The sequence below is a fragment of the Pseudoalteromonas sp. AWH4_217 genome (genome assembly GCF_056161105.1).
In genome coordinates, this window is sequence record NZ_JBSWYM010000016.1 from 99,586 (window position 1) to 120,537 (window position 20,952).

Below are 20,952 nucleotides of genomic sequence, written 5' to 3' on the forward strand. Positions count from 1 at the left end.
AAATATAAAAAAGCCCTGAAAATCAGGGCTTTTATCTGGTATTACTGGTGATTAACCAATTTTCTTGTACTTGATGCGCTTAGGCTCCGCGGCTTCTGCACCATAGGTCTTTTTCAGCCACTCTTCATATTCGGTGTAGTTACCGTCGAAGAAGTTCACCTGACCTTCGTCGCGGTAATCCAGAATATGTGTCGCAATACGGTCAAGGAACCAACGGTCGTGCGAAATACACATAACGCAGCCCGGGAATTCCAAAATGGCGTTTTCCAGTGCACGCAGCGTTTCTACGTCGAGGTCGTTGGTAGGCTCATCCAGCAGGATCACGTTACCACCGGCTTTGAGTAGCTTAGCCAGGTGTAGTCTGTTGCGCTCACCACCAGAGAGCTCTTTTACGAACTTCTGCTGGTCGTTGCCCTTAAAGTTAAAGCGGCCCACGTAGGCACGGCTGGGTACTTCAAAGTTACCAATTTTCAGGATGTCCTGACCGTCTGACACCTCCTGGAATACGGTGTTATTGCCATCCATATCATCACGGAACTGCTCAACGGTGGCCAGTTCCACGGTTTCACCCAGTACAATTTCACCACTGTCTGGTTGGTGTTGTCCGCTTAACATTCTGAACAGAGTCGACTTACCTGCACCGTTGGCACCAATGATCCCAACGATTGCGCCTTTTGGCACCGAAAAACTTAAGTTGTCTATCAGTACGCGATCGCCAAAGCTCTTGGTGAGGTTGTTCACTTCAATGACCTGATCGCCCAGACGCGGTCCTGGTGGAATAAACAGCTCGTTGGTTTCGTTACGCTTCTGGTAATCCGACTGCTGTAGCTCGCTAAACTGTGCCATACGGGCTTTAGATTTAGCCTGACGACCTTTGGGGTTTGAGCGAACCCACTCAAGTTCTTTCTCAATCGACTTTTGGCGTGCTTTTTCAGACTTTTCTTCTTGCTTCAGACGGGCATCTTTTTGCTCCAGCCATGAAGAGTAGTTACCTTCCCACGGAATACCATGGCCACGGTCCAGCTCGAGGATCCAACCTGCAACGTTATCAAGGAAGTAACGGTCGTGGGTAATGGCAACCACGGTACCTTCGTAATCGTGTAAGAAGCGTTCTAACCAGGCAACCGACTCTGCATCCAGGTGGTTGGTCGGTTCGTCCAGTAGCAGCATGTCTGGCTTTTCAAGTAACAGACGACAAATCGCAACCCGGCGACGCTCACCCCCAGACAGATGCTCAATTTTGGCATCCCACTCAGGCAGGCGCAGTGCATCGGCTGCACGCTCTAATGCGTTGTCCAGATTGTGGCCATCATGTGCCTGGATAATTGCTTCCAGCTCACCTTGTTCTTTGGCCAGTGCATCAAAGTCAGCGTCTTCCATTGCATACTCAGCGTATACCTCATCCAGACGGCTCAGTGCGCGTTTTACTTCACCCACTGCTTCTTCAATGGTTTCACGGACCGTTTTGCTTTCATCCAGTACCGGCTCCTGTGGCAGGTAACCGATTTTTGTACCTGGCTGTGGACGTGCTTCCCCTTCAAACTCGGTATCTACCCCAGCCATAATGCGCAGCAGGGTCGATTTACCTGCACCGTTCAGACCAAGCACACCGATTTTGGCACCCGGAAAAAAGCACAGAGAAATATCTTTTAGGATTGTGCGTTTGGGTGGCACTACTTTGCTCACCCGCGACATTGTATAGATATATTGAGCCATGAATTTTGCTTCTCTTTGTTTAGATGTGGTTATTTTAGTGAATGCCGTGCATTGGGGCAATGTTTGTCTGGTGTACTGCATTAAAGAAGCAATTCATTGTTGTTATATTTACTTTTGTTACTTTGTGTTTCAGCTTGTTTTCGTCTGGTAGCTTTTTTACTCAATCTTGAGTTCAACTCGCTTGAATTGTTTAACTTTCTAATTGTTAGGGCATTATTGACCTGTTTTGAATCGGGGAAATCGGTATTATGTGCCTAAGCTTGATAAAGGTACGACATGGAGTTGTAAACATGTGATGCGATATTTGCACCAGTGCATATCACGTCCAGTGGGTGTACCACTCAATGAATTGGGACAGCAAACCGCCCATTTTTAGCGCACTAACACCTGGTCCGCTCTCGCATCAACCCAATAACCAAAAACAATGATAGTGACGAAAGACGTCTGTGATGACACGGCATGCTGGTGGCTGTCTGTCAGGGATCGTTCTGTTTAACAAATGACTTCACAGTATAAGGAAAACGATGAAGCAATTTATGCACGCACAGTCGCGGCTTACGCCGCAACGAAAAACGCCTTTGGGTGCCGATATTCTTCGCTTTGCCCGGCGTCTTCGAGGTTATACGCAGGCCGAATCGGCTGCGCACTATGGTGTTGAGGAGCGTACATTAAGGCGTTGGGAAAACAAAGAGTACAGCCCCAGATGGAACGATGTAGTCGGTCTGGTGGAAGATGTTTACTCGCTCGATATTTTAGAAGTAATAGGAAAGATCAATGATGATGACACAACCAACCATTAAGCAGCTGCGCACCGCCTTAAAACGCTGGGGTCGATTCTGGCGTGCCAAAGAGCTGGGCAAAGGGTTTAGCCGTCAGGCTGTGACTGAGCGGATAGGGGATTCTGGCGCAGGCTATATTAGCAGTGACATGATGACGGTGCCTGAAGAAATTGAAACGCTGACACAATGTATAGCCAGGCTGCGACCTGAGTGTATTCGGGCGCTGCGGGGCAAATACCTGGTCGAGGGGGATATTGCCCTGGTTGCCAAAACACTGGGGTTTGACTCCAAGCGGTCGATGGAGTTTTGGCTGGTGAAAGCAGAAAGAAGCCTGCTCCAGAGTTTATGTCATCCATAAGGAGCGAATATGACCATTATGAACACGGTTGAACAGTTAAAAAAGCATGAAGGGTTTCGCCGTTTCCCCTATTACTGCACAGCGGGCAAGCTGACTATCGGCTATGGCAGAAACCTGGAACAGAATGGCATTGCTGAGGAAGAAGCGGAACAGTTGCTGGCACAGGATGTGGCCAATGCACAGGCCGGCGTGCGACGCCGCATAGATATTGTGCACTGCAACGAGGCCAGGCAGGCCGTACTGACCAATATGGCGTTTAATTTGGGGATGCAGGGGTTGCTGGGCTTCAAAAAGATGCTGGAAGCTGTGCAAAGTGGCGACTTTGAACGTGCGGCACTGGAAATGCTGGACAGCCGCTGGGCTCGCCAGGTGCCTGAGCGGGCGCAGGAGCTGGCTCAGCAAATGCTCAGTGGCCAGTGGCAGTCCTAAATTGCTGGGGGTAACTATGAATGAGGAGGTGGCCAAACCATGCAAGCCGATCAATGGCAAATGAAAAAGGAGCTGAATCTGGCTCATATCCTGACCACCATTGCACTAGTGGTGTCGGGCATTTTATATCTAAACGATCTGGATAAACGGATCACCACAAACTCACAGGAGCTGGCACATCTAAAGCAGATCCGCAAAGAGGACCAGAAGCGCATCGAAAAGCGTCTGGATTCTATCGATAAAAAACTCGACGCCCTGTTGAGTGCAAAACGCAATAACGGCTAGCTGAAGGCACAGTCGATGCAGCACATCTGCATCAGGTTGCACCGCCGAAGCATTCTGCCTCGTCCTTTAAATGACTGAATTGACCTGAACAATATTGTCCGGGCGGGACGATTTTGCCTGAGGAATTGATCTATGAATACCGCGATTGATCTATCACGCCTGGCCCCCCCGGCGGTGATAGAAACACTGAATTACGACGAAATCCGCCAAGCGCTCATAAGCGCTATCACCGAACGCCTGCCTGAACACACGCTATTGGCGTCTGATCCGGCAGTTAAAGTGCTGGAGGTTGCCGCTTATCGGGAATTACTGTTAAGGCAAAGAGTCAACGACGCTGCCCAGGCAGTGATGCTGGCCTTTGCAGCAGGAAGCAACCTGGATCACCTGGGTGCCCTGTTTGGTGTTGCCCGCTCACAAGGGGAGAGCGATGAACGTTACCGCGCCCGCATTCCACTGTCATTAGAAAGCCACAGCATGGCTGGCACCAATGGGGCTTATCAGTTTCAGGCGATGTCGGCTGACCCGCGAGTGCGGGATGTGCATGTGGCCTCACATACGCCGGGTGTGGTGGAGGTCACGGTGCTCACGGATCTGGGGGCAGATCAGGCGGCGGTGCAGGCGGCGGTGTCTGCACACCTGAACCATGAAGATGTTCGGCCACTGACAGATCAGGTGCAGGTAACGGTTACACGACCAACCAGTGTGGTGGTTGACGCACATATTTACCTCAATTCGGGTGTGAATGAGACTCAGGTCAGGCTGGCAATTGATACGGCTATGGACGATTTCAACCACTCACATACCCGTCTGGGCAAAGAGATCCCGCATTCGGCCATTATCGATATGTTACACCAGGGTGGGGTGCGCAAAATCAAGCTGTTGTCGCCGTCGGATGACATAACGCCTGAGGCAACACAGGCTATGAGTTTGTCACTGCAACTGTCATTTTTATAGGAGGGGGGAATGACTGCGACACCAGAATTACTGCCGCCAGGCGCAAGCGCACTGGAACGTGGCTTGAGCGAAGTAACACAGTGCACCGAGCGTGGGGTTGTGCCAGAGCAGATAGCCAAACTGTGGGATCCACAGACCTGCCCGGAACCTTTGTTGCCCTGGCTGGCCTGGGCACTGTCGGTCGATGAGTGGGATGAAAGCTGGCCGAGTGAGACCAAGCGGGCGTTGATCGCCCGCTCTGTGCCAATTCACAAACACAAAGGAACGGTGGGCTCGGTTAAGCGGGCACTGTCCTCACTCGGTCTGGAGCTGGAATTTTTCGAGTGGTTTGAGGATACCGATGATGTCTATCTGGCTCCTTACCTAAGCAAGGAGCCGCATACCTTTGTATTTATTGCGTGGGCCAATGCGCTGCCTTACACAAGCCGGGCTATCAAGCTGGACCAGGCGCTGTACGACGCCATTTACCGGGTGACTAACCAAACCAAGCCGCAAAAGGCCCATTTTGATTTTCTGGTTGGGATGAAAATGGCCAGTGGTGCGGCGGCAGGCGCAATCGTTCACCCGATCACACACAAGCGGATGTATGCGGCGGTGGAGCCCTGTATTGGCGACAAAGCCAAACATCGAGACAGCCAGGCAGGTTTGTCTGTGGCGGCCAATCTGTCGCGCAGCCGCTATCAGGTGCTCAGGCATCATGCTGAGGTGGACAAAGCGCGCCACCGTGGCGCACATGGTGAGTTGCCTATGGCCGCCAATTTATCGCGCACGCGTTATCAGGTGCTCAGACAGGTTATCGAGAGCGCCAAAGTGCGCCGCTGTCACTGGCGCGGTGCGCTGGGTCAGACACTGAGCATTACCCGCAAGCCGCTTCAGGTGGTTCGTTTCAGGGGACTTACGGATCAGCGTATTCCCGATCATTTTATTAATAGTACCAGTTGCGCTGCGCCGTTGCTGCACATCAGCCGCCGTCGGGTGAGTGCTGTGCGTTGCTATGGCACGCTTGGCGCACCTGCATAAAGGAGTTAGGACTAATGAGTATTTTGTTACAGCCCGTGATCACCTCGGCGGGCTTATCGGCGCTTTTCAGGGCGCAACAAGGTGGCTTTAAGGCCAAAATCAGTAAGGTCGGCCTGGGCAGCGGCAGCTACCAGCCACATGAAGGGATCACCCGCTTGCAGGATGAAAAGTACAGGCTGGACCTGGCCAGTGCCAAAACCCTGGCTGATGACAAACAGCTTCATCTGACCGTGCGTGATGCCGAGCAGGTTGAGGGAGACGGGTTTTTCGTCAACGAAATTGGCTTTTACACCGAAGAGGAAGTGAATGGGGAGATCCAGTATGTGTTGTTTGCTGTGTACTCTTCCAATGAACCCATTGCCTATAAATCCAATGATATTGAGCTATTGCTGGCGTTCGATTTAACCCTGACTGGGGTGCCTGCCGACTCGATCACTGTGATCGATCAGGGTGTAGAGTTCAACATTTTGGTGGCCCCGGAGCTGGCCAAGATGGGCGCAGCGCAAATTGGCAACATGAACCGCCATCTTAAACTGAAATTTGCACTGATGGACAACGGGGTGCTGTAAGCATCCGTTCAGTACACCAAAGGAAGCAAGACAATGACAGAACATAACCCGTTCGCAAAAAATGCGCCGCAGCGCGCTCAACAGCTGGCCGAGGAGGCAATGAAACTGCTCAAACAGGCCAAAGCGCTGCAGCATCAGGCACAGGTGGATGCCGCCCGGATACAGGGATATCAGCAACACAGCGATGGCCTGGCTTTTCAGTTTCTGGCTGCCTGCGCAGAATACGGCGAGCACAGCCCACAAGCCGGCAAAGCCCGTGAGCGCTGGCTCGGTGCTCGCAATGCGGTTAAGGCGCAGTTCCCAAGAACTTAATTTTACTTAACTTTTTAATTCCAATTTTAAACGGAGAAAACTATGGCATTAGAACAGGATATTGCCAATCTGGTTGCAGCCTCTGAGACGCTGACCAGTACGGTCGATAATAAAATTCAGAGTATTGATAGCGCCTTGAATGCCGCGATCAGTACTTCAAAAAGCAAAACGGATCAGCATCTGGCAAAGGTAGATACGCAGCTGAGTCAATATATGGAATCTCAGTCGCATTTTCGGGTAACTAAAAACCAGGTGTTGCTTCCCAACGAAGACGGTTCATTTCCCAAAGACTGGGGTGCGGGGTTTTTAAAGCAAGCCAGGCTGGTTGAGACAGTCGAAACCGGCGTTGATCCAGAAGACAGAAGCGCTCTCGCGCGCGAATTCTTACGCGCAATTGGCTCAGATGCCAAGCATTTTGCCAAAAACTTTAATATCTGGGAAATGGAGTTTCTGCCTTACCGCAACGTGACCAATACGGACGGAGAGACGGTTAAAGTCTCGTCATACATGATGTATCAGTATGCGCGCCGCCCCACTTACCTGACCTGTGCGGCCATTGTAAAGCACATTCGTGGTGTAGTGCCAACCGGATACTGGTGTACTGGCTTAGAAGCAAATGCGCCAGCTAAGGTATGCGGTGATGGTATAGGCCATAGTAATCGTAACTTTTACACACATTGTCACCCTTATGTCAATGGTACACACCTTGACCTGTCTGAAACAACGGTGATCCAGGTCGCACTGCCTGCGGTGGTTACTGGCAAGGTGCCAATTTCAACGGCCTGGGGCCAGTTCCCTTATCTGGGAGACAGTACAGTGTCTGCCTATGAGCATCAACCAACCCCAACTTTACCCTAGGAGTGAAACATGGCACAACTTATCGTGAATAATCAGGTCGTAGAGCAATTCTTTGACCCCTTTACACCACCGGCTGTGGTTGCGCAGTTTGTGGAAGAAAACTACGGTCAGCACAGCGAGTATGCAATTGAGCTAAGCGACTCAGAACAGCAATTGAAAGACCGTCTTCAGATCCGCAGCGAGCTGGAAAAGCAAGTAGCCGATACCCAGTCTTTGCTTGGCACAACGTCGGACACCACTCATCTGTTACTCAACGAACTCAGTGGGTTTGTGAATAAACTGGTTGCGGCAAGTTCGCTGGAGGACGTTATCAACTCGGCGAAGGATATCCAAACTGCCATTGGTGATATTGAAGGCCAGGTGGCAACGGGTGAGCTGACCTTCCCGTATCAAACCAAAGGTCTGGCGTCGGTTAAGCAAGAGATACTGGAACGCGCCAACGGTGTTAACAACCTGCTTAGTGACTAATCACCTTTCCACCTTCAGGGCTTCAAACCTGAGTACCTGATTTCCAGGTATCCCTTTTTTAAACGTATTGATTAAAAATCAAACCCTATCGGAGAGAACGATGGCATTAGAACATGATATTGCCAGCCTGGTTGAAGCGTCTGAAGCGCTGGCCAGCACAGTAGATAATCAAATTGAGAGTATTAATAACACCGTCAGCAGCAAAATGACGGAAGTGAATAACTTTGTAGCACAGCAAAAGGCCCGAGTGGATAGCTCGCTGGATGATTTAACGGTCATCGGTGACGGTGGCTTAGGCACTTTGTCAATGGGCATAGCGCATTTCTTTACAAGTGGCGCAGGACCTACGAAAGTGCATTTGCGTTTGCCGCTGAACGTTAAAACACATGATGAGATGTTTCACCTCAAAGTGCGCGGTTATGCTTACCATGAAGGCAAGGTTGTGGATGCAACCTTTGTTGGCTATTCCTACGCGCGCATTGGCGAGTTAATAAAAAAGCAAGCAATAGGAAGCCACTTACCAACTTTGTATGTCGGTAGTGATGACCATGTTTATTGTCGTTTGTCATTTACACACAAACATTTCTTAACCTTCAGTGTTGACGCAATGAGAGTGGGTAACGGCCGGTTGCTCAAAGCGGGTGATATTGAAGTGATTGAGTCTGATGCTGAGCAAGTACAAGGAGGACATGATGCTGAATGAAAATATAACTGAAAAGCCACAGCTGGTGGATCATGATGGAGTAGAGCAGGCAAAGAATACCTTGCGCAATAAAATTAACTATTACGTTGCGGATAGTGCCTCACTGACCGGCACGGCTACCGATATTGCCCATGTTTTACTGTATGAACTAAGTGGCTTTGTCAATAAACTGTCAGCAGCCCGGGATATGGACGAGGTTAACGCGTCGGTTGTATCTATGAAACAAGCCATTGGTGATATCGAATCCAAAGTTGACAACAACGAGCTACGTTTTCCTTATCAGGTCAAAGGGCTGGATACCGTGAAACAAGAGGTGATTGAGCGCGCCAACGGTGTTAGCGAGCTGCTGTAAGTTGCCTGCATTTTAGCGTTTTCTTTCCTTTTACCCTGCTTGTTTTCATCTATTTTATCGGAGCAGCTATGTCTCTGACCAACTTTAGTGCCTTCGACCTGGCACGATTGCCAACCCCGTCGTTAATTGAACCTTTAAGCTTCGACGACATTAAATCTGCCATACTGGTGGATTTTAAGCAGCGCTATGGTGAGGCGATGCTGGATTATGCCAGCGACCCGGCTGTTAAGCTGATAGAAGCCTTTGCCTATCGTGAGATGTTACTGCGCCAGCGCATTAACGAGGCGGCAGAGTCGGTGTTGCTGGCCAAAGCCAGCAGCGCTGAGCTGGACTATCTCGGCGCGCGCTTTGGTGTTGAGCGCGTGGTGATTTCGCCGAGCGATGTCACTGCGACACCGGCTGTACCGCCGAGTTACGAAGCGGATGAACGTTACCGTGAGCGAATTCGTCTGGCACTGGAGGGGTTCAGTACCGCCGGTCCTCCCGGCGCCTATGTGTTTCATGCAATGAAGGCATCGCCACTGGTGCGGGATGTTTATGTGTCAGCCCCAGAGTTTGAACGAGCCGATATAGCTGACTCGACAGAAGCGTTTGTGCTGAATTGCCGGTATAACGCCGGGCTGGTTGACCCTATGCCCGGCGATGTTGCCGTGACTATTCTTAGCAGCGAAAGATCCGGGCTGGCATCGACCGCTTTACTGAACACAGTTCAGGCCTATCTCAATCAGGATGAGATCCGCCCGTTAACTGACCGGGTGCGGGTGAAGCCTGCAACAATCAAGCCCTTCACCATTGACGCACGTTTGTATCTGTATCCGGGTATGGATGGTGATGCCATTATGCAGCAAGCTAAAGAAGTGACTGCGCAATGGCTGGATGAACACCGTCAGCTTGGCCATGATATTTCTCTGTCTGCCTTGTATGCAGTGTTGCATCGCGAGGGCGTGCAGCGGGTCGAGTTGCTGGAACCCCAGTGGGATATCACCGTTGGCCAGGATGAAGCGGCTTATTGTTCAGCGATTGAGGTCGGCATTGGAGGCGAGCATGTCTGAGTCCTTGCTACCTAATCAGGCAACAACACTGGAGCAGACCCTGGATAGTGTGGCAGCACGCATCGAGCAGGTCCCGGTGCCGCTTGCCACCTTGTGGGATCCCTGGCAGTGCCCGGCACATTTTCTGCCCTGGCTGGCCGACGGCCTGAGCGTGGATACCTGGGATAGCCGCTGGCCTGAACAAGTTCAGCGTCAGGTCATCGCGGACAGTGTGCCAAATCACAGGATCAAAGGTACGGTCGGGGCCATCAAGCAGTCACTCAGCAGTCTAAATGTCAGTGTTGAGCTACACGAGTGGTGGCAAACTGGCGGTGTGCCTCACAGTGCCGAGTTGCTGGCGCTGGCCCATGACAACCTGGACCCGCAAGGCAGCACCTTACTTACACCAAAACTTCAGGCTCAGCTGTGGCAAAACGTGGCTGCGACTAAACCTTGTCGTAGTCAGATCCGGTTTAGTGTTGGAGTGAGGCAACAAAGCACACTGAGCCTGGCTGCGGGCGCAAACTCACTGAGCGCTCAGACGGGGCAATGGTCTGAGCACTACGATTTTTCTTTTTCACCTTCATCAACACACCTGTCAGCGGCTGGTCAGTCTCTTTCGGTATCGACCCCTTGCTTTCGTCAGACTGCGTACATGCAACTGAACAGCGGGGTGTGGGTGGCCGACGGGATGGCGATTACACAGTTGCAACAGGTCATGATGACAACCGTTTAGGCGACCTATGAGTATTTATACACCCATTATTACCCAGGCGGGGATCAATGCCGCCGTGAATGCCCAGACCCATGGTATTCAGCTTGAGGTTGGGCGCATCGGAGTGGGCGACAAAGGCTATGTACCGACCCGCACCCAGACCCGTCTGCAAAATGAACGTAACAATGTGCCTGTCACCGATGGCCGGGTGGTTGGCGACGGCCAGTTTCATCTGTCTGGCGTATTTACTGACGATAAGGAATATGCCGTTCGTGAAGTGGGCTTTTATCTCAACGACCACTCCGACGATGAACGCAAAACTCTGTTTGCAATCTGGTCTCACCCTGAAAACGTCTTGTTTTATCAAACGCCGGTTGCCCGGGTGGTGCAGGGCTTTGATCTGACAGTCACGGCGGTGCCTTATGAGCATTTAACCGTAAATACCAGCGGTGATCTGAATCTCTTCTATGCACCAGAATTCTTGGCGATGACCCAGGCGCAAACCAATATGGCGATTGCACAGGTACAGTCAAACCACCGACAAATTCAATTCAACGATCGTTTATTGAAACTGGGAGTTTAAAATGAGCGGTACAGACAACAAATCTATGGAGCAGCGGATCTCTGAGCTGCAACAAACCAACAGTGAACTCGTGAGTGCCAACAACGCTCTGACGGCAACGGTCACTGGCAAAATGGGCGAAATTAATACCGCACTGAACGAAGCCAGAGCCGAAATGACCAGTAAGCTGGCGCAGGCGCACAATACGGTCAATAACTATGTGTCGGATGCGCGCCAGGAAATGCCCTTTATTCGCCTGACCAAAAACCAGTTTGGTCACCTGACGACAGATGGCAAACTGGCTGATTACAGTTTTAATCCTGATCTGAATATTACGTTTGAAGAGTACCGGACCATTGATACGGATGTTATCTGGGATGGCGACAATGCGATAGATGATGAAGCGAAGGAGATCCTGACTGCAATGGGTATGGCTCAACGCATTTATATTAAGCCTGCCCCGATCAGAATTATCAGAATGCGCTGGCAAGAAGGTGAGGAAACCAGAGCAAATCACCTGTTTTATCAGAAGATACACGCTTCGAATAACATAACGGTCGCTTGCTACGCTAAACTCATTTCCGGTCAAGTATATGGGAGCGGATTTAGTGGGATCACGAATGAGTGGGGTTTGTGTGGCCATCACTCTGGGGGAGCGCCTGGAGACTATGTCCACTCCCACCCTTATGCCAGTACACCCAGTGGTGAAGTCTTGTTTGCCTGGTATGGCGCCGTGGCGGGGGTTGCACCATTAGACCGCAATAATCCTAAATGGGGCTATTTCCCGCATATTGCGTCTGCCCATGGCGAAGACATCTCAGTGTAAGGAGAACCGCGAATGAAAATTTATGTGAATGAGCGCCTGGTGGCGCTGCATGGCGGCATGGTATCGCAGCTGCAGGCAGTAGATATCGCTAGATCTGCAATGGAAGGGCCGGTCAACCCCGATGAGGTCAGGCGGGTCTGTACGACTTGGTGTGAGGTTCGTCAACAGCGAGATAATTTACTGGCTGACAGTGACTTTACTCAGGTTACGGACAGTCCACTTAGTAATGAGCAGCAACAGCTCTGGGCAACTTATCGCCAGGCATTGCGCAACCTGCCGGAAATATTTGAAACGCCAGAGCAGGTGACATGGCCACAACGGCCAGCCTAACGGTTTTTAATTGCACAGGCCTAAGAAAAAACAAGGAGAGAAGTTAATGAGCACTTCTAATTCACTGTCGCTTGACCAAAGGATAGCGGCATTACAACAAGCCAATGGCGAACTGGTGGCGGCCAATAATACCCTCACCGGCGAAGTGACGGCAAAAATGGGCGCGATTAACGCCACGGTCGCCAGCGCAGAAGCGAGAATGGAACAGGCGATTGCTGACCTGGCTGCCAGTCACTCTGATGTGCGTTTCAATTATTACGACGGGGTCACACATTCGAAAGAATCAATGGAAATTGAAGCCGATCCCGCTCAGCCTCATATGTCTAAATGGAAACTGGTTCCGGTGTCGGACATTGGTTTCTATCAATACCCAGGCATTGGCGCACATACTAAGGTACACCTGAAAAATGGCTACAGCTTTGAACCCGGATACTCAGAGAGTACACCGTATACGAACGACTGGAGCTGCACGTATATGCAGTTTGTGTTAGTCAATTATCAAGCATCCAGCGAGCAGATCAATGCAGAGCTAGAGCGTCTGGGTACGGTTGTTCACACCGTTGGTGGATGGAATAGTAATGCCAAAATGCAGACAATTCCCTGCCTGGGCATAGCGGGCCTGCACCCATATACCAGGCTGTTTGTGCGCTTCATAAACCGTACAAGTACGCGAGTATCAAGTGATAAACAACCACAGAATATTAACCAGTTTGGTGGCAATGCAACCTTTGCTGTTGACCGCGTCGTCAACTATCCCAATATCAGATTATAGGAAGAGTGTTATGGAGCAATTCCCAACCCCAGAAGAACATCAAATTATGTTTTCAGGCTTGGAAAAGCAGGTCAAGCGTGGCCAAATCGTATTGCAAGTAGCTGATAATGAGTCCTTGCTGGGCACCACATCAGATACGGCACACCTGTTACTGGTTGAGTTTGCCAACCTGGTTAAAGCGATTTCCAGTGCACAGTCGCTTGAGGACCTTAAACCAGCAGCACAAAACAGTGCTCAACTGCTGGGAGCCATCAGTGATAAAGTCACGGCGGGTGAGCTACAATTTCCATATCAGGGCAAAGGCACGGATGTGGTGCTGCAGGAGATCCAGCAGCGTGCTCAGGGTATTAGTAATATTTTGCAAGATACCCCGAAATAGGTCAGTTTTGACCGGTTTTCTGCCCAGAAAATCAGTAAGATACACCTAAGCTTGAGAAAGTTAAGTCAAGCAACCAGTTAAACGGTAACTTTGTAAGTAAAGCATCCGCAAGTTAAAAACCACCGGCTCGTATTTCGACTGGTGGTTTTTTTATGCCTGGTTCACAGTGGATGACTCTGTGGCATTTAAACCGGTCAAAGTTGACCGTTTTTAATCACAGAAAATCAGTAAGATACACCTAAGCTTGAGAAAGCTAACAGAGATAACAGACTTCCCGTGACAAACCCGATGCGGTACTGCACTGATGTAGGACCAAATCGGGTTTTTTTATTCCTTTTTGTAAAGACCGAGGATGAGATGAGCCAATTTGCAACACCAGACCTGTCTCGGGTGCCTTTACCGGACCTGCTGCAGGATGTGGATTTCGAGCAGCAGTTTAGTGAAATCAAACAGCGTTTTTTGGTGTCTCACCCTCAGTATGCCGATGCCCTTAAGCTTGAAAGCGACCCGCTGACGGCCTTATTACAAACGCTGGCCTATCAGCAGGTGTTAAACACTCAGCAGACAAATGAGGCGGTGCGGGGTGTGATGCTGTCAACCGCCAGTGGTGCGGACCTGGATGTCATTGCATCTCGCTATAACCTGCTGCGCAGCGAGGGTGAAAGTGATACCCGGTTTCGCCAGCGTATTCAGCTGGCCTTCGACGGGTTAAATACTGCGGGCAGCGCATCGGCCTATACCTTTCATACTTTGTCGCTCGACCCGGCCATTCGGGATGTGACGGTGCACAGTCCGGCGCCGTGTGAGATCGCACTGACCATTTTGAGCAACGAAGGGGACGGTACACCGTCGCAGGCTTTGCTCGACAAGGTGGGTAAACATTTTGCTGCCCAGGGATGGGAGCACCAGGGTGCCTCGCAAGTGAGACCACTCGGAGACAGAGTAACTGTGCATGGCGCACAAATTGTGTCCTTTACGGTTAACGCCCAGCTGATTGTGTTACCGGGGCCGTCTGCCGAAGCTATCCGTCAGGCGGCCGAAGATGCATTGCAAGTCTACCTGACAAGTCGCAGGGCACTGGGGAAAAAAGTGACCCGCGCTGGCTTATTCGCGGCGCTGCATCGTGAAGGAGTAGACGAAGTGAACTTGCTGTCTCCCGTCAACAATGTGTCCGTCACACAGACTCAATCGGCCTGGTGTGAGCATACGCAAGTGACTGTGGTGGTCAAAGATGAATGAATTATTGCCAACCAATGCATCGGCGCTGAGCCGGGCGGTTGCGGATGAGATAGTCAGACCTGATCGGGTACGCGCACTATTGCTCGAAATGCTGGATATCAGCAACAGGAGCCAGGCGCAGCGCCAGCGCCTTGCCACGCAATGGCGGTTAAATAGCACGACCGACAGTGCTTTTATTAGTGCGGATATCAGTCTGTTACTGACCTTGCTATGGGATAAGGCGATTTGCCCGGCGGCTAAGCTTGCTGAGCTTGCCCTGGCACTCAATATCCCCAACTGGCTTGACTACCTGGATGAACAAGCACAGCGCCGGGCGCTGCAGGATGCCTGTATTTTACAGGATATCCGTTTGCTGCTTCGCGCGCTTTGGGATCCCATGCTCTGTCCTGCGCCTTTGCTACCCTGGCTGGCATGGGCTATGTCGGTGGATGAGTGGGATGAAACCTGGTCAGAAACACTAAAACGCCAGGTGATCCGTGATGCCTTTGCGGTGCACCAGTACAAGGGCACCCCTTACGCGCTGCAAAAAGCACTCGACAGTTTAAACATTGCTACTGAGATCAAGGAATGGTGGCAGTCCGAAGGAGCGGACACCCCTTTAGATGAGATCATGCCGCCCGGGACGATTAAAGTGTGGGCACTGGTGAATCAGAATTTGGACGACAATCAGCAAGGACTGCTGACTCCCCAAATGCTGAAAAAAATCCGCCGGGTGATCAATGCCGTTAAGCGCGGTGCTATTCATGTGGATTTGCAACTGGGTATCGCACTGAGCGAATCCGTGGCCCCTTTTGGAGCTGCACAATCGCCGCTTAATCTGATCGACCATAAAGCCACGGGTTTGGGGGTGACGCCAGACTCGACACTGGGAGCTGTGGCTACAGCCGCAGCGGGGCACTTAGTTAATTGTCAGCGCTGGCATACAGAGGGCGAGGGGATCACTCCGGATCCGAGCGAGGGGACAATGGCAGCGCATGCACAGCTGCAGTCCTTAAATACCGCCAGCCTGGAAGCCGAAAGTCTGGGCGTGATGCCCGACTCTATGGCCGGCGCACTGGCGTTGTATTCAGGGTTAGATGCGCTGAATATTCAATCTTTTCATTTCCAAGGAGTGACGTAATGTCAGCATTAACCTTGCAATTTACTCAGGTGGGGCTGGATGCGCTGTTGTCGGCGCGCGCCAGAGGCTTTAAAGGGCAAATCAGCCACATGGCCTTTGGCGATGCAAGCTACACCCCATCTAAAAATCAAACCACGCTGCGCTCACAAAAAGAGCTGGTGGAAATTGCCGATTCGGATTACGCCGACGGTGAAAGCAGCAGCCTGAAAGTGGCCGCCAAATTTGAGGCGCCGCTGGAATACGCCATTGGTGAAATTGGCGTGTTTCTGGATTCCGGCGAAAAGCTGGCAAGCGGTCAGCCCAAACTCATTTTACTGGGCGTGTATTCTAAACCTAACACCACGCTTGGGTATCGTACGCCGGACGTCAAAGTGTTGCAGTGGCTCACCCTAAGCCTGACCCAGCTGCCCTCCGACAGTGTTGAGGTCAAACTCGGTGTCGATAACCTCAACCTGATCCTCGACAACGAACTGGCCGAGCTGACTCTGGTGCAGCTAGATACTATGCACCGTCAGATCAAACAAGAATGGCGCTTAGTGGCGCTGGAACAGGCGTAACACAGTGTTTTTTAAGGATTTATTATGTCAACAGACAATACCACTGAATTACTGACTCAGGTTGCTGTGCGCGCCAATGCTCTGTGCCAGAGTGTGGAAGATCATGCGGGTAATATCAATGCTACGGTGAATGCCAAAAAAGCAGAGATGGACGCCGCAAAACAGCAGGCGCATCAGGATATTCAAAATTATATAGCCGGTGCACGCGCCGAGCAGTCTCATACTTTGCTGAGCCGCAACCAGCAAATGGAGTTGTTGGGTAGTGGTGCAATAAAAGGCTTTAATACCATAGGTTTAACCTCTTTTGAAGTAACCAAAGAGGCAACCATCTATGCAAATCCCGGCACCAATGATACTGAGCATACCGACGCGGGTGTTGCACAAAACTTCCGCAGCAATGTTTACAATGGCTATGTAAACGGTCCATTTCATATTTTAAGGATCAAGTGGACCCGAGACCCCGAAAAGACGGCGCGGCTCGATGATAACTTTTCTAATGGATATCATCAGGGGGCATTGACCACAGGGTGTTATTTGAAGGTCATATCCGGCAGTGTGGGTGGCGAAATGCAGCCTGTCACTCAATTTGGAGATGGTTGGCAATTATTGGCATGTCGTCAAAAAGCCAATCACCAGGGAGGTGCCTTTAGAGCGCCCCATGCCAAATTATTGCTAAGTTCACTCACCGGGGAAGCGTTGATCTGTTTATTTGGTACGGTATCAGGTTACGCAAACCTGGAAGCCAACGCCTGGGGCCGATTTGCAGAGTTCGCAAGACCCAGCGATATTGATGGTTTAAATACGCGGCTTAGTAACCTCGAAACTCCTCCGGCCTAATATGTAAGCAAGGATCAACACATGCAATTAATCCACAACGATACTGTACTGGCGACTTTGGGTGAGCTGATGAATGAGGCCCAGATCCGCCATTTTCTGTCACTGAATGAGATAGATGTGCCGTTTGAGGCGCTGACTTTTCGTTTTGAGCACGAAGAAGCGCTGGAATATCGCCGACTTTCTTACCTGCGTGAGTCGGACCCACTCTATATGGAATGGCAATTCGACCAGACAGAGGCGGCCAAACAAGTTTGGCTCGATAAAGTGACCGAAATTAAAGCGCGCTTTCCTTTACCTCAGGCACCGGTCTCTGAGGAATAAGCCCGAGTGCAGACACACGAACACGTGCCTTGTTCTTTTTTCTCTGACCCGGTCAGAATTGACCGGTTTTACCTCAGAGAAATCAGTAAGATACACCTAAGCTTGAGAAAGTTAACTCAAGACTTCGGATTCTTCCCTTGGGCGTCATGCACGCCTTTTTATTACCTGAATTATACAGCGGCACAGGGTTGCCGATTCTAAGCCTGCCACACCCTGGCAAGGCTCACAGGAGACATTATGTCAACGGACAATAAAACCACGACTGAGCGACTCAGCGATGTGGCCGCGCGGGCCAATGCACTGTGCCAGACGGTGGCTGAGCAAAGTAATAATATCAACACCAGTTTACAGCAGGCAAAAGCAGAGTTTGATGACTGGAAGAGTGGTTACACAGAGCTTCTGAATGGCTTGTATGTGCACAAACAAGGGAACATCAAACGTTTCCACTTTGCAACCATGCTGAGCAATGGTGGATATACCGCAGCGGCTGATGGGCCTGATCGAGACTTCCCATACTGTGCGGCCCCCCTTGACCCGTTCTACATTAATTTACTTGAGTTTGATGCACAAAACGGTGGTGGCTTTGGCGCCACAGGAGATTATTTTAAATGCGAAATTATGATCACTCACCGGGGGATGTTCGCTTCGTACAATGAGCATTTTGTTATCACCGGCTCTTCATTCCAGGATTGCGTATCAGGCGTAATGGAAGTCAAAAATGTATCAAAGGATGGCCATTTGAGTTTGTTTATCTCTGAGCCTGACAACCCGGAAAGTGAAATACCGTTGGACAAAGCTCTTACAGGGACATCGATCCCTGTATTTTTTAGGGCTATTGGCCAGGGAGATGACTCGGGTATTGCAAGATTGACGCTGAAAGTTGACCCGAGATTTCACTGTGGGGCAGCCAGAGCCGTTAGCATCAGCTGTGAGTATACTTCATCTCGTGGCAGGCCTTGTGCAGAGCGTATCAGCCACAATAAACCTAGTTGGGAGGTGTAATATGGAAAATTTTACAAATGAATCTCAAATGTCTATTCAAATGCTGCAAGAGCAAAGCCAGTGGCACTCAATCAGAGCAATGCGCGATGCGTATTTGCGTTCAACGGATTGGTTAGTACTGAAGTATCAGGAAACAGAAGGTGCGATACCTGATGAGCTGAAGCACTACCGCCAGGCATTGAGAGATTTACCGCAGGCATATAACTCACCGAACGAAGTCGTGTGGCCGGTCAGGCCTGAGCTGTAATATCGTCCCCTTCGGGCACGTCGCCCGCCTTGACTCACTGATTGTCTTCGAGTCTTTTTAATCTAAGAGCAAGTCTATGCAACGAACGACCTTAATCACCCAGGTGCTTGAGCGCCTGACAGCGTCCCTGGCACAGGTGGCTCAGGTGGACTATCTAATCCCGAGCCAGGTGGCCCCGGACCTGACCCAGCACGCACAACTGACGGTAACGCCGACACAGGAGCGTCAGGCCAGCGAGCTGCAAAGTAAAGGCACCGACAAAGGTGTCAGCTATGGACCGGCGTACAACAAAAACCTCAGCCCGAACCTGCTTGACAGGCGGGTGCTGAGTGTGCAGCTCGATATTGAGTTGCTCGATGGCGATAAAGCCAGGCTGCTGGAAAGGCTGGATGAGGTACTCAGCGTAGGCGAAGCCGCGATGCTGGCGGACGACGTGCCCACCCACTGGCAACATTTTATTGCCGAGCAAACGACGTTTGACTTTACTCAGCAAGGTGAAGCCATTAAGGCCCGGCTGCAGGTGAACTGGGCCTTCTATTATCAGGTGGAATACCCAGAACTACCAGGTACCGCCATCACTGAAGTGTATCTGGGACAAAAGGGCTATGAGCACAAGTTGATTTACAGCAGTGACGCATCAAGCGCGGAGGTAGTATGAGACCCGACCCCATGCAATCTGAACTGGCGGTCTCTGATTTACAGCATCGTTTAAGCAAGCTGATCACGCTGGGTACGGTGTACGAAGTCGATTATGAGACTGCCCGTGTCAAAGTCAAAATTGGTGACTGGATCACGGCAAAGCTGCCCTGGCTGGCCGATATGGCCGCGCACAATATGAGCTGGCGAGCGCCTGAGATAGGCGAACAGGTTGTGGTGCTGGCACCTTGCGGTGACACCGCGCAGGGCGTGGTGCTGGGCAGTGTTTACAGTGCTGCCGCCGATCATCATAAACCCGATCATGTATTGGGTGCGGGTGAAGGAGAAAGCTACCCCGCGGCCAGTAGCCGAGAGCATGTACATCGCACCCGTTATCAGGACGGCGCTTTAGTGGAGTATGACACCGAGCGTCATATCTATCATTTGTATGTACCGAATCGTGATGGCAATGAAGAGGCTCAGATCCACATTCATTCTGCCAGAGATATTCGGCTTCACTGCGAAAATGATGCGCATATCCAGTGCGACCGCGATGCCCTGGTGAATGTAACGCGAGATGCGAATATTACCGTTGACAACAATGCTGCGCTGAGTGCGGGCAATGAACTTAACCTGACTGCCAAGCAAAGCACGCTGAATATCAACGCTGAACAAGGTGAACTGAATATTAAAGCTGCTCAAGGTGAGCTGAATATCGAAGCCTTACAGAGCGGCCTGAACGTATTGGCGCAGCAAGGCGCACTGACGGTCAAGGCCAGCCAGGGCGCATTAACCCTTGAGGGCAATACGGTATCCGTGAAATCCACGGGTGGTGCCTTAGAAGTTGACGCGGGCGGTGCCGACCTGTTGCTTAAAGGCGGCAAGATTAAGGCCAGTTAATAACAGGAGGTAAGGATGGCAGATGTCAGCATTAAGGGAGATAAAGCCGGTGGTGCAGCGCATGATGCCAGTTTTGACCCCGGCGCGGTGGTTATTAAGGACCCAAACCGTAAGTTCACCGTCAATGGTAAGCCCGTAATTCTGGTCGGTGACGAGGTTATGCCACACTCGGACAAAAGTAAACAAACGATTCATCCTCCCGGTAAAGTCACCTCGGGCAGCGCACTGTTTTCGCTCGGGGGGATCCCCGTTGCGCGTGTCGATGATAAAACCTCCTGCGGTGCATTGCTTACTGGGGGAGACAGCAAGCTGGATATTAATTCATAAGGAGTAATAAGCATGGCGGGGATGGATGCACAAACAGGCAAGCCGCTGAGCGGGTTGGCGCATCTCAGACAAAGTATTCGCGATATCGTGACTACCCCTTTGGGCAGTCGGGTCATGCGCCGCAACTACGGCTGCGGTCTGTATGAGCTGGTCGACCGCCCATTTTCGCATTCGCTGGTGGGCGACATCACTATGGTGATATCCAATGCGCTGGAATTGTGGGAGCCCAGGTTTCGCCTTGAAGGCGTGGCGGTGCACCCGGCAGGTAATGGCAAGTTGTCTATTACCATTGAGGGGTTATACCTCATTAGCGGACAACCGGTGACCATAGAAGGGATCCAGTTCTAA

General features: G+C 51.1%; 31 protein-coding genes. 30 read left to right on the top strand and 1 reads right to left on the bottom strand.

Translation table 11 applies throughout. From position 1 onward, the window contains the following. Positions 1 to 51 precede the first annotated feature (51 nt). Positions 52 to 1,716, bottom strand: coding sequence for an energy-dependent translational throttle protein EttA (gene ettA, locus ACXAH1_RS18715; protein ID WP_138550321.1), 1,665 nt, complete (start codon positions 1,714 to 1,716; stop codon positions 52 to 54). A 524-nt stretch (positions 1,717 to 2,240) separates the two neighbouring features. On the opposite strand from ettA, the gene ACXAH1_RS18720 reads away from it, so the two are divergent. The 30 genes from ACXAH1_RS18720 (at position 2,241) to ACXAH1_RS18865 (ending at position 20,952) form a co-directional block, all read left to right on the top strand. Further along, positions 2,241 to 2,516, top strand: coding sequence for a helix-turn-helix domain-containing protein (locus ACXAH1_RS18720; RefSeq protein WP_046005594.1), 276 nt, complete (start codon positions 2,241 to 2,243; stop codon positions 2,514 to 2,516). Continuing rightward, positions 2,491 to 2,853: a hypothetical protein gene (locus ACXAH1_RS18725; protein ID WP_125720081.1), complete on the top strand. Its 363-nt coding sequence runs from the start codon at positions 2,491 to 2,493 to the stop codon at positions 2,851 to 2,853. The genes ACXAH1_RS18720 and ACXAH1_RS18725 overlap by 26 nt, the downstream gene beginning before the upstream one ends. A gap of 9 nt (positions 2,854 to 2,862) precedes the next feature. Next, positions 2,863 to 3,282 carry a glycoside hydrolase family protein gene (locus tag ACXAH1_RS18730; RefSeq protein WP_209051263.1) on the top strand — a complete coding sequence of 140 codons (420 nt, stop codon included), beginning with the start codon at positions 2,863 to 2,865 and terminating at the stop codon, positions 3,280 to 3,282. Between the two features lie 39 nt (positions 3,283 to 3,321). After that, positions 3,322 to 3,567 (top strand): hypothetical protein, encoded by a 246-nt coding sequence (locus ACXAH1_RS18735; RefSeq protein WP_046005597.1) that lies wholly within the window; start codon positions 3,322 to 3,324, stop codon positions 3,565 to 3,567. 132 nt (positions 3,568 to 3,699) lie between these two features. Next, a complete protein-coding gene (locus tag ACXAH1_RS18740) occupies positions 3,700 to 4,521 on the top strand; it encodes a baseplate assembly protein (RefSeq protein ID WP_475198715.1) in 822 nt (273 codons plus the stop codon). Positions 4,522 to 4,530: 9 nt separating this feature from the next. Beyond that, entirely contained in the window at positions 4,531 to 5,541 is a 1,011-nt protein-coding gene (locus tag ACXAH1_RS18745) for a phage tail protein I (RefSeq protein ID WP_475198716.1), read from the top strand. Between the two features lie 14 nt (positions 5,542 to 5,555). After that, positions 5,556 to 6,110, top strand: a complete 555-nt coding sequence (locus tag ACXAH1_RS18750; RefSeq protein WP_475198717.1) for a phage tail-collar fiber domain-containing protein — start codon at positions 5,556 to 5,558, stop codon at positions 6,108 to 6,110. Between the two features lie 33 nt (positions 6,111 to 6,143). Beyond that, positions 6,144 to 6,422, top strand: coding sequence for a hypothetical protein (locus tag ACXAH1_RS18755; protein ID WP_475198718.1), 279 nt, complete (start codon positions 6,144 to 6,146; stop codon positions 6,420 to 6,422). A gap of 42 nt (positions 6,423 to 6,464) precedes the next feature. Further along, positions 6,465 to 7,280 (top strand): hypothetical protein, encoded by an 816-nt coding sequence (locus ACXAH1_RS18760; protein ID WP_475198720.1) that lies wholly within the window; start codon positions 6,465 to 6,467, stop codon positions 7,278 to 7,280. 9 nt (positions 7,281 to 7,289) lie between these two features. After that, entirely contained in the window at positions 7,290 to 7,748 is a 459-nt protein-coding gene (locus ACXAH1_RS18765; protein WP_475198722.1) for a hypothetical protein, read from the top strand. A gap of 100 nt (positions 7,749 to 7,848) precedes the next feature. Beyond that, positions 7,849 to 8,451 (top strand): hypothetical protein, encoded by a 603-nt coding sequence (locus tag ACXAH1_RS18770; protein ID WP_475198723.1) that lies wholly within the window; start codon positions 7,849 to 7,851, stop codon positions 8,449 to 8,451. Beyond that, positions 8,441 to 8,803: a hypothetical protein gene (locus tag ACXAH1_RS18775; protein ID WP_475198725.1), complete on the top strand. Its 363-nt coding sequence runs from the start codon at positions 8,441 to 8,443 to the stop codon at positions 8,801 to 8,803. Before ACXAH1_RS18770 ends, ACXAH1_RS18775 begins: the two co-directional genes overlap by 11 nt. Before the next feature lie 68 nt (positions 8,804 to 8,871). After that, complete coding sequence (locus ACXAH1_RS18780) at positions 8,872 to 9,855, top strand: baseplate assembly protein (protein WP_475198726.1); 984 nt, start codon at positions 8,872 to 8,874, stop codon at positions 9,853 to 9,855. Then, positions 9,848 to 10,570, top strand: a complete 723-nt coding sequence (locus ACXAH1_RS18785) for a phage tail protein I (protein ID WP_475198728.1) — start codon at positions 9,848 to 9,850, stop codon at positions 10,568 to 10,570. Before ACXAH1_RS18780 ends, ACXAH1_RS18785 begins: the two co-directional genes overlap by 8 nt. A 7-nt stretch (positions 10,571 to 10,577) precedes the next feature. Beyond that, positions 10,578 to 11,132, top strand: a complete 555-nt coding sequence (locus ACXAH1_RS18790) for a phage tail-collar fiber domain-containing protein (protein ID WP_475198730.1) — start codon at positions 10,578 to 10,580, stop codon at positions 11,130 to 11,132. A 1-nt stretch (position 11,133) separates the two neighbouring features. Continuing rightward, positions 11,134 to 11,937 carry a hypothetical protein gene (locus ACXAH1_RS18795; protein ID WP_475198732.1) on the top strand — a complete coding sequence of 268 codons (804 nt, stop codon included), beginning with the start codon at positions 11,134 to 11,136 and terminating at the stop codon, positions 11,935 to 11,937. Between the two features lie 12 nt (positions 11,938 to 11,949). Beyond that, a complete protein-coding gene (locus ACXAH1_RS18800) occupies positions 11,950 to 12,267 on the top strand; it encodes a tail fiber assembly protein (protein WP_475198734.1) in 318 nt (105 codons plus the stop codon). 46 nt (positions 12,268 to 12,313) lie between these two features. Then, complete coding sequence (locus ACXAH1_RS18805) at positions 12,314 to 13,039, top strand: hypothetical protein (RefSeq protein ID WP_475198735.1); 726 nt, start codon at positions 12,314 to 12,316, stop codon at positions 13,037 to 13,039. A gap of 10 nt (positions 13,040 to 13,049) precedes the next feature. Continuing rightward, positions 13,050 to 13,418: a hypothetical protein gene (locus ACXAH1_RS18810; RefSeq protein WP_475198737.1), complete on the top strand. Its 369-nt coding sequence runs from the start codon at positions 13,050 to 13,052 to the stop codon at positions 13,416 to 13,418. A 357-nt stretch (positions 13,419 to 13,775) separates the two neighbouring features. Then, positions 13,776 to 14,657, top strand: a complete 882-nt coding sequence (locus ACXAH1_RS18815) for a baseplate assembly protein (protein WP_475198739.1) — start codon at positions 13,776 to 13,778, stop codon at positions 14,655 to 14,657. Next, complete coding sequence (locus ACXAH1_RS18820; RefSeq protein ID WP_475198740.1) at positions 14,650 to 15,777, top strand: phage tail protein I; 1,128 nt, start codon at positions 14,650 to 14,652, stop codon at positions 15,775 to 15,777. Before ACXAH1_RS18815 ends, ACXAH1_RS18820 begins: the two co-directional genes overlap by 8 nt. Then, positions 15,777 to 16,334, top strand: coding sequence for a phage tail protein (locus tag ACXAH1_RS18825; RefSeq protein WP_475198742.1), 558 nt, complete (start codon positions 15,777 to 15,779; stop codon positions 16,332 to 16,334). Before ACXAH1_RS18820 ends, ACXAH1_RS18825 begins: the two co-directional genes overlap by 1 nt. Before the next feature lie 24 nt (positions 16,335 to 16,358). After that, positions 16,359 to 17,171 carry a hypothetical protein gene (locus tag ACXAH1_RS18830; protein ID WP_475198743.1) on the top strand — a complete coding sequence of 271 codons (813 nt, stop codon included), beginning with the start codon at positions 16,359 to 16,361 and terminating at the stop codon, positions 17,169 to 17,171. Positions 17,172 to 17,192: 21 nt separating this feature from the next. Beyond that, positions 17,193 to 17,492: a hypothetical protein gene (locus ACXAH1_RS18835; RefSeq protein ID WP_475198746.1), complete on the top strand. Its 300-nt coding sequence runs from the start codon at positions 17,193 to 17,195 to the stop codon at positions 17,490 to 17,492. Between the two features lie 237 nt (positions 17,493 to 17,729). Continuing rightward, positions 17,730 to 18,494 (top strand): hypothetical protein, encoded by a 765-nt coding sequence (locus ACXAH1_RS18840; protein WP_475198747.1) that lies wholly within the window; start codon positions 17,730 to 17,732, stop codon positions 18,492 to 18,494. Between the two features lies 1 nt (position 18,495). After that, positions 18,496 to 18,741: a phage tail assembly chaperone gene (locus ACXAH1_RS18845; protein WP_475198749.1), complete on the top strand. Its 246-nt coding sequence runs from the start codon at positions 18,496 to 18,498 to the stop codon at positions 18,739 to 18,741. Positions 18,742 to 18,817: 76 nt separating this feature from the next. Then, positions 18,818 to 19,399, top strand: a complete 582-nt coding sequence (locus ACXAH1_RS18850; RefSeq protein ID WP_475198751.1) for a hypothetical protein — start codon at positions 18,818 to 18,820, stop codon at positions 19,397 to 19,399. Next, positions 19,396 to 20,277: a phage baseplate assembly protein V gene (locus ACXAH1_RS18855; protein WP_475198753.1), complete on the top strand. Its 882-nt coding sequence runs from the start codon at positions 19,396 to 19,398 to the stop codon at positions 20,275 to 20,277. The genes ACXAH1_RS18850 and ACXAH1_RS18855 overlap by 4 nt, the downstream gene beginning before the upstream one ends. A gap of 15 nt (positions 20,278 to 20,292) precedes the next feature. Continuing rightward, the gene (locus tag ACXAH1_RS18860; protein ID WP_475198755.1) at positions 20,293 to 20,604 is read left to right on the top strand and encodes a PAAR domain-containing protein; all 312 of its coding nucleotides are present in this window, start codon (positions 20,293 to 20,295) and stop codon (positions 20,602 to 20,604) included. Between the two features lie 12 nt (positions 20,605 to 20,616). Next, positions 20,617 to 20,952 carry a GPW/gp25 family protein gene (locus ACXAH1_RS18865; RefSeq protein ID WP_235413445.1) on the top strand — a complete coding sequence of 112 codons (336 nt, stop codon included), beginning with the start codon at positions 20,617 to 20,619 and terminating at the stop codon, positions 20,950 to 20,952.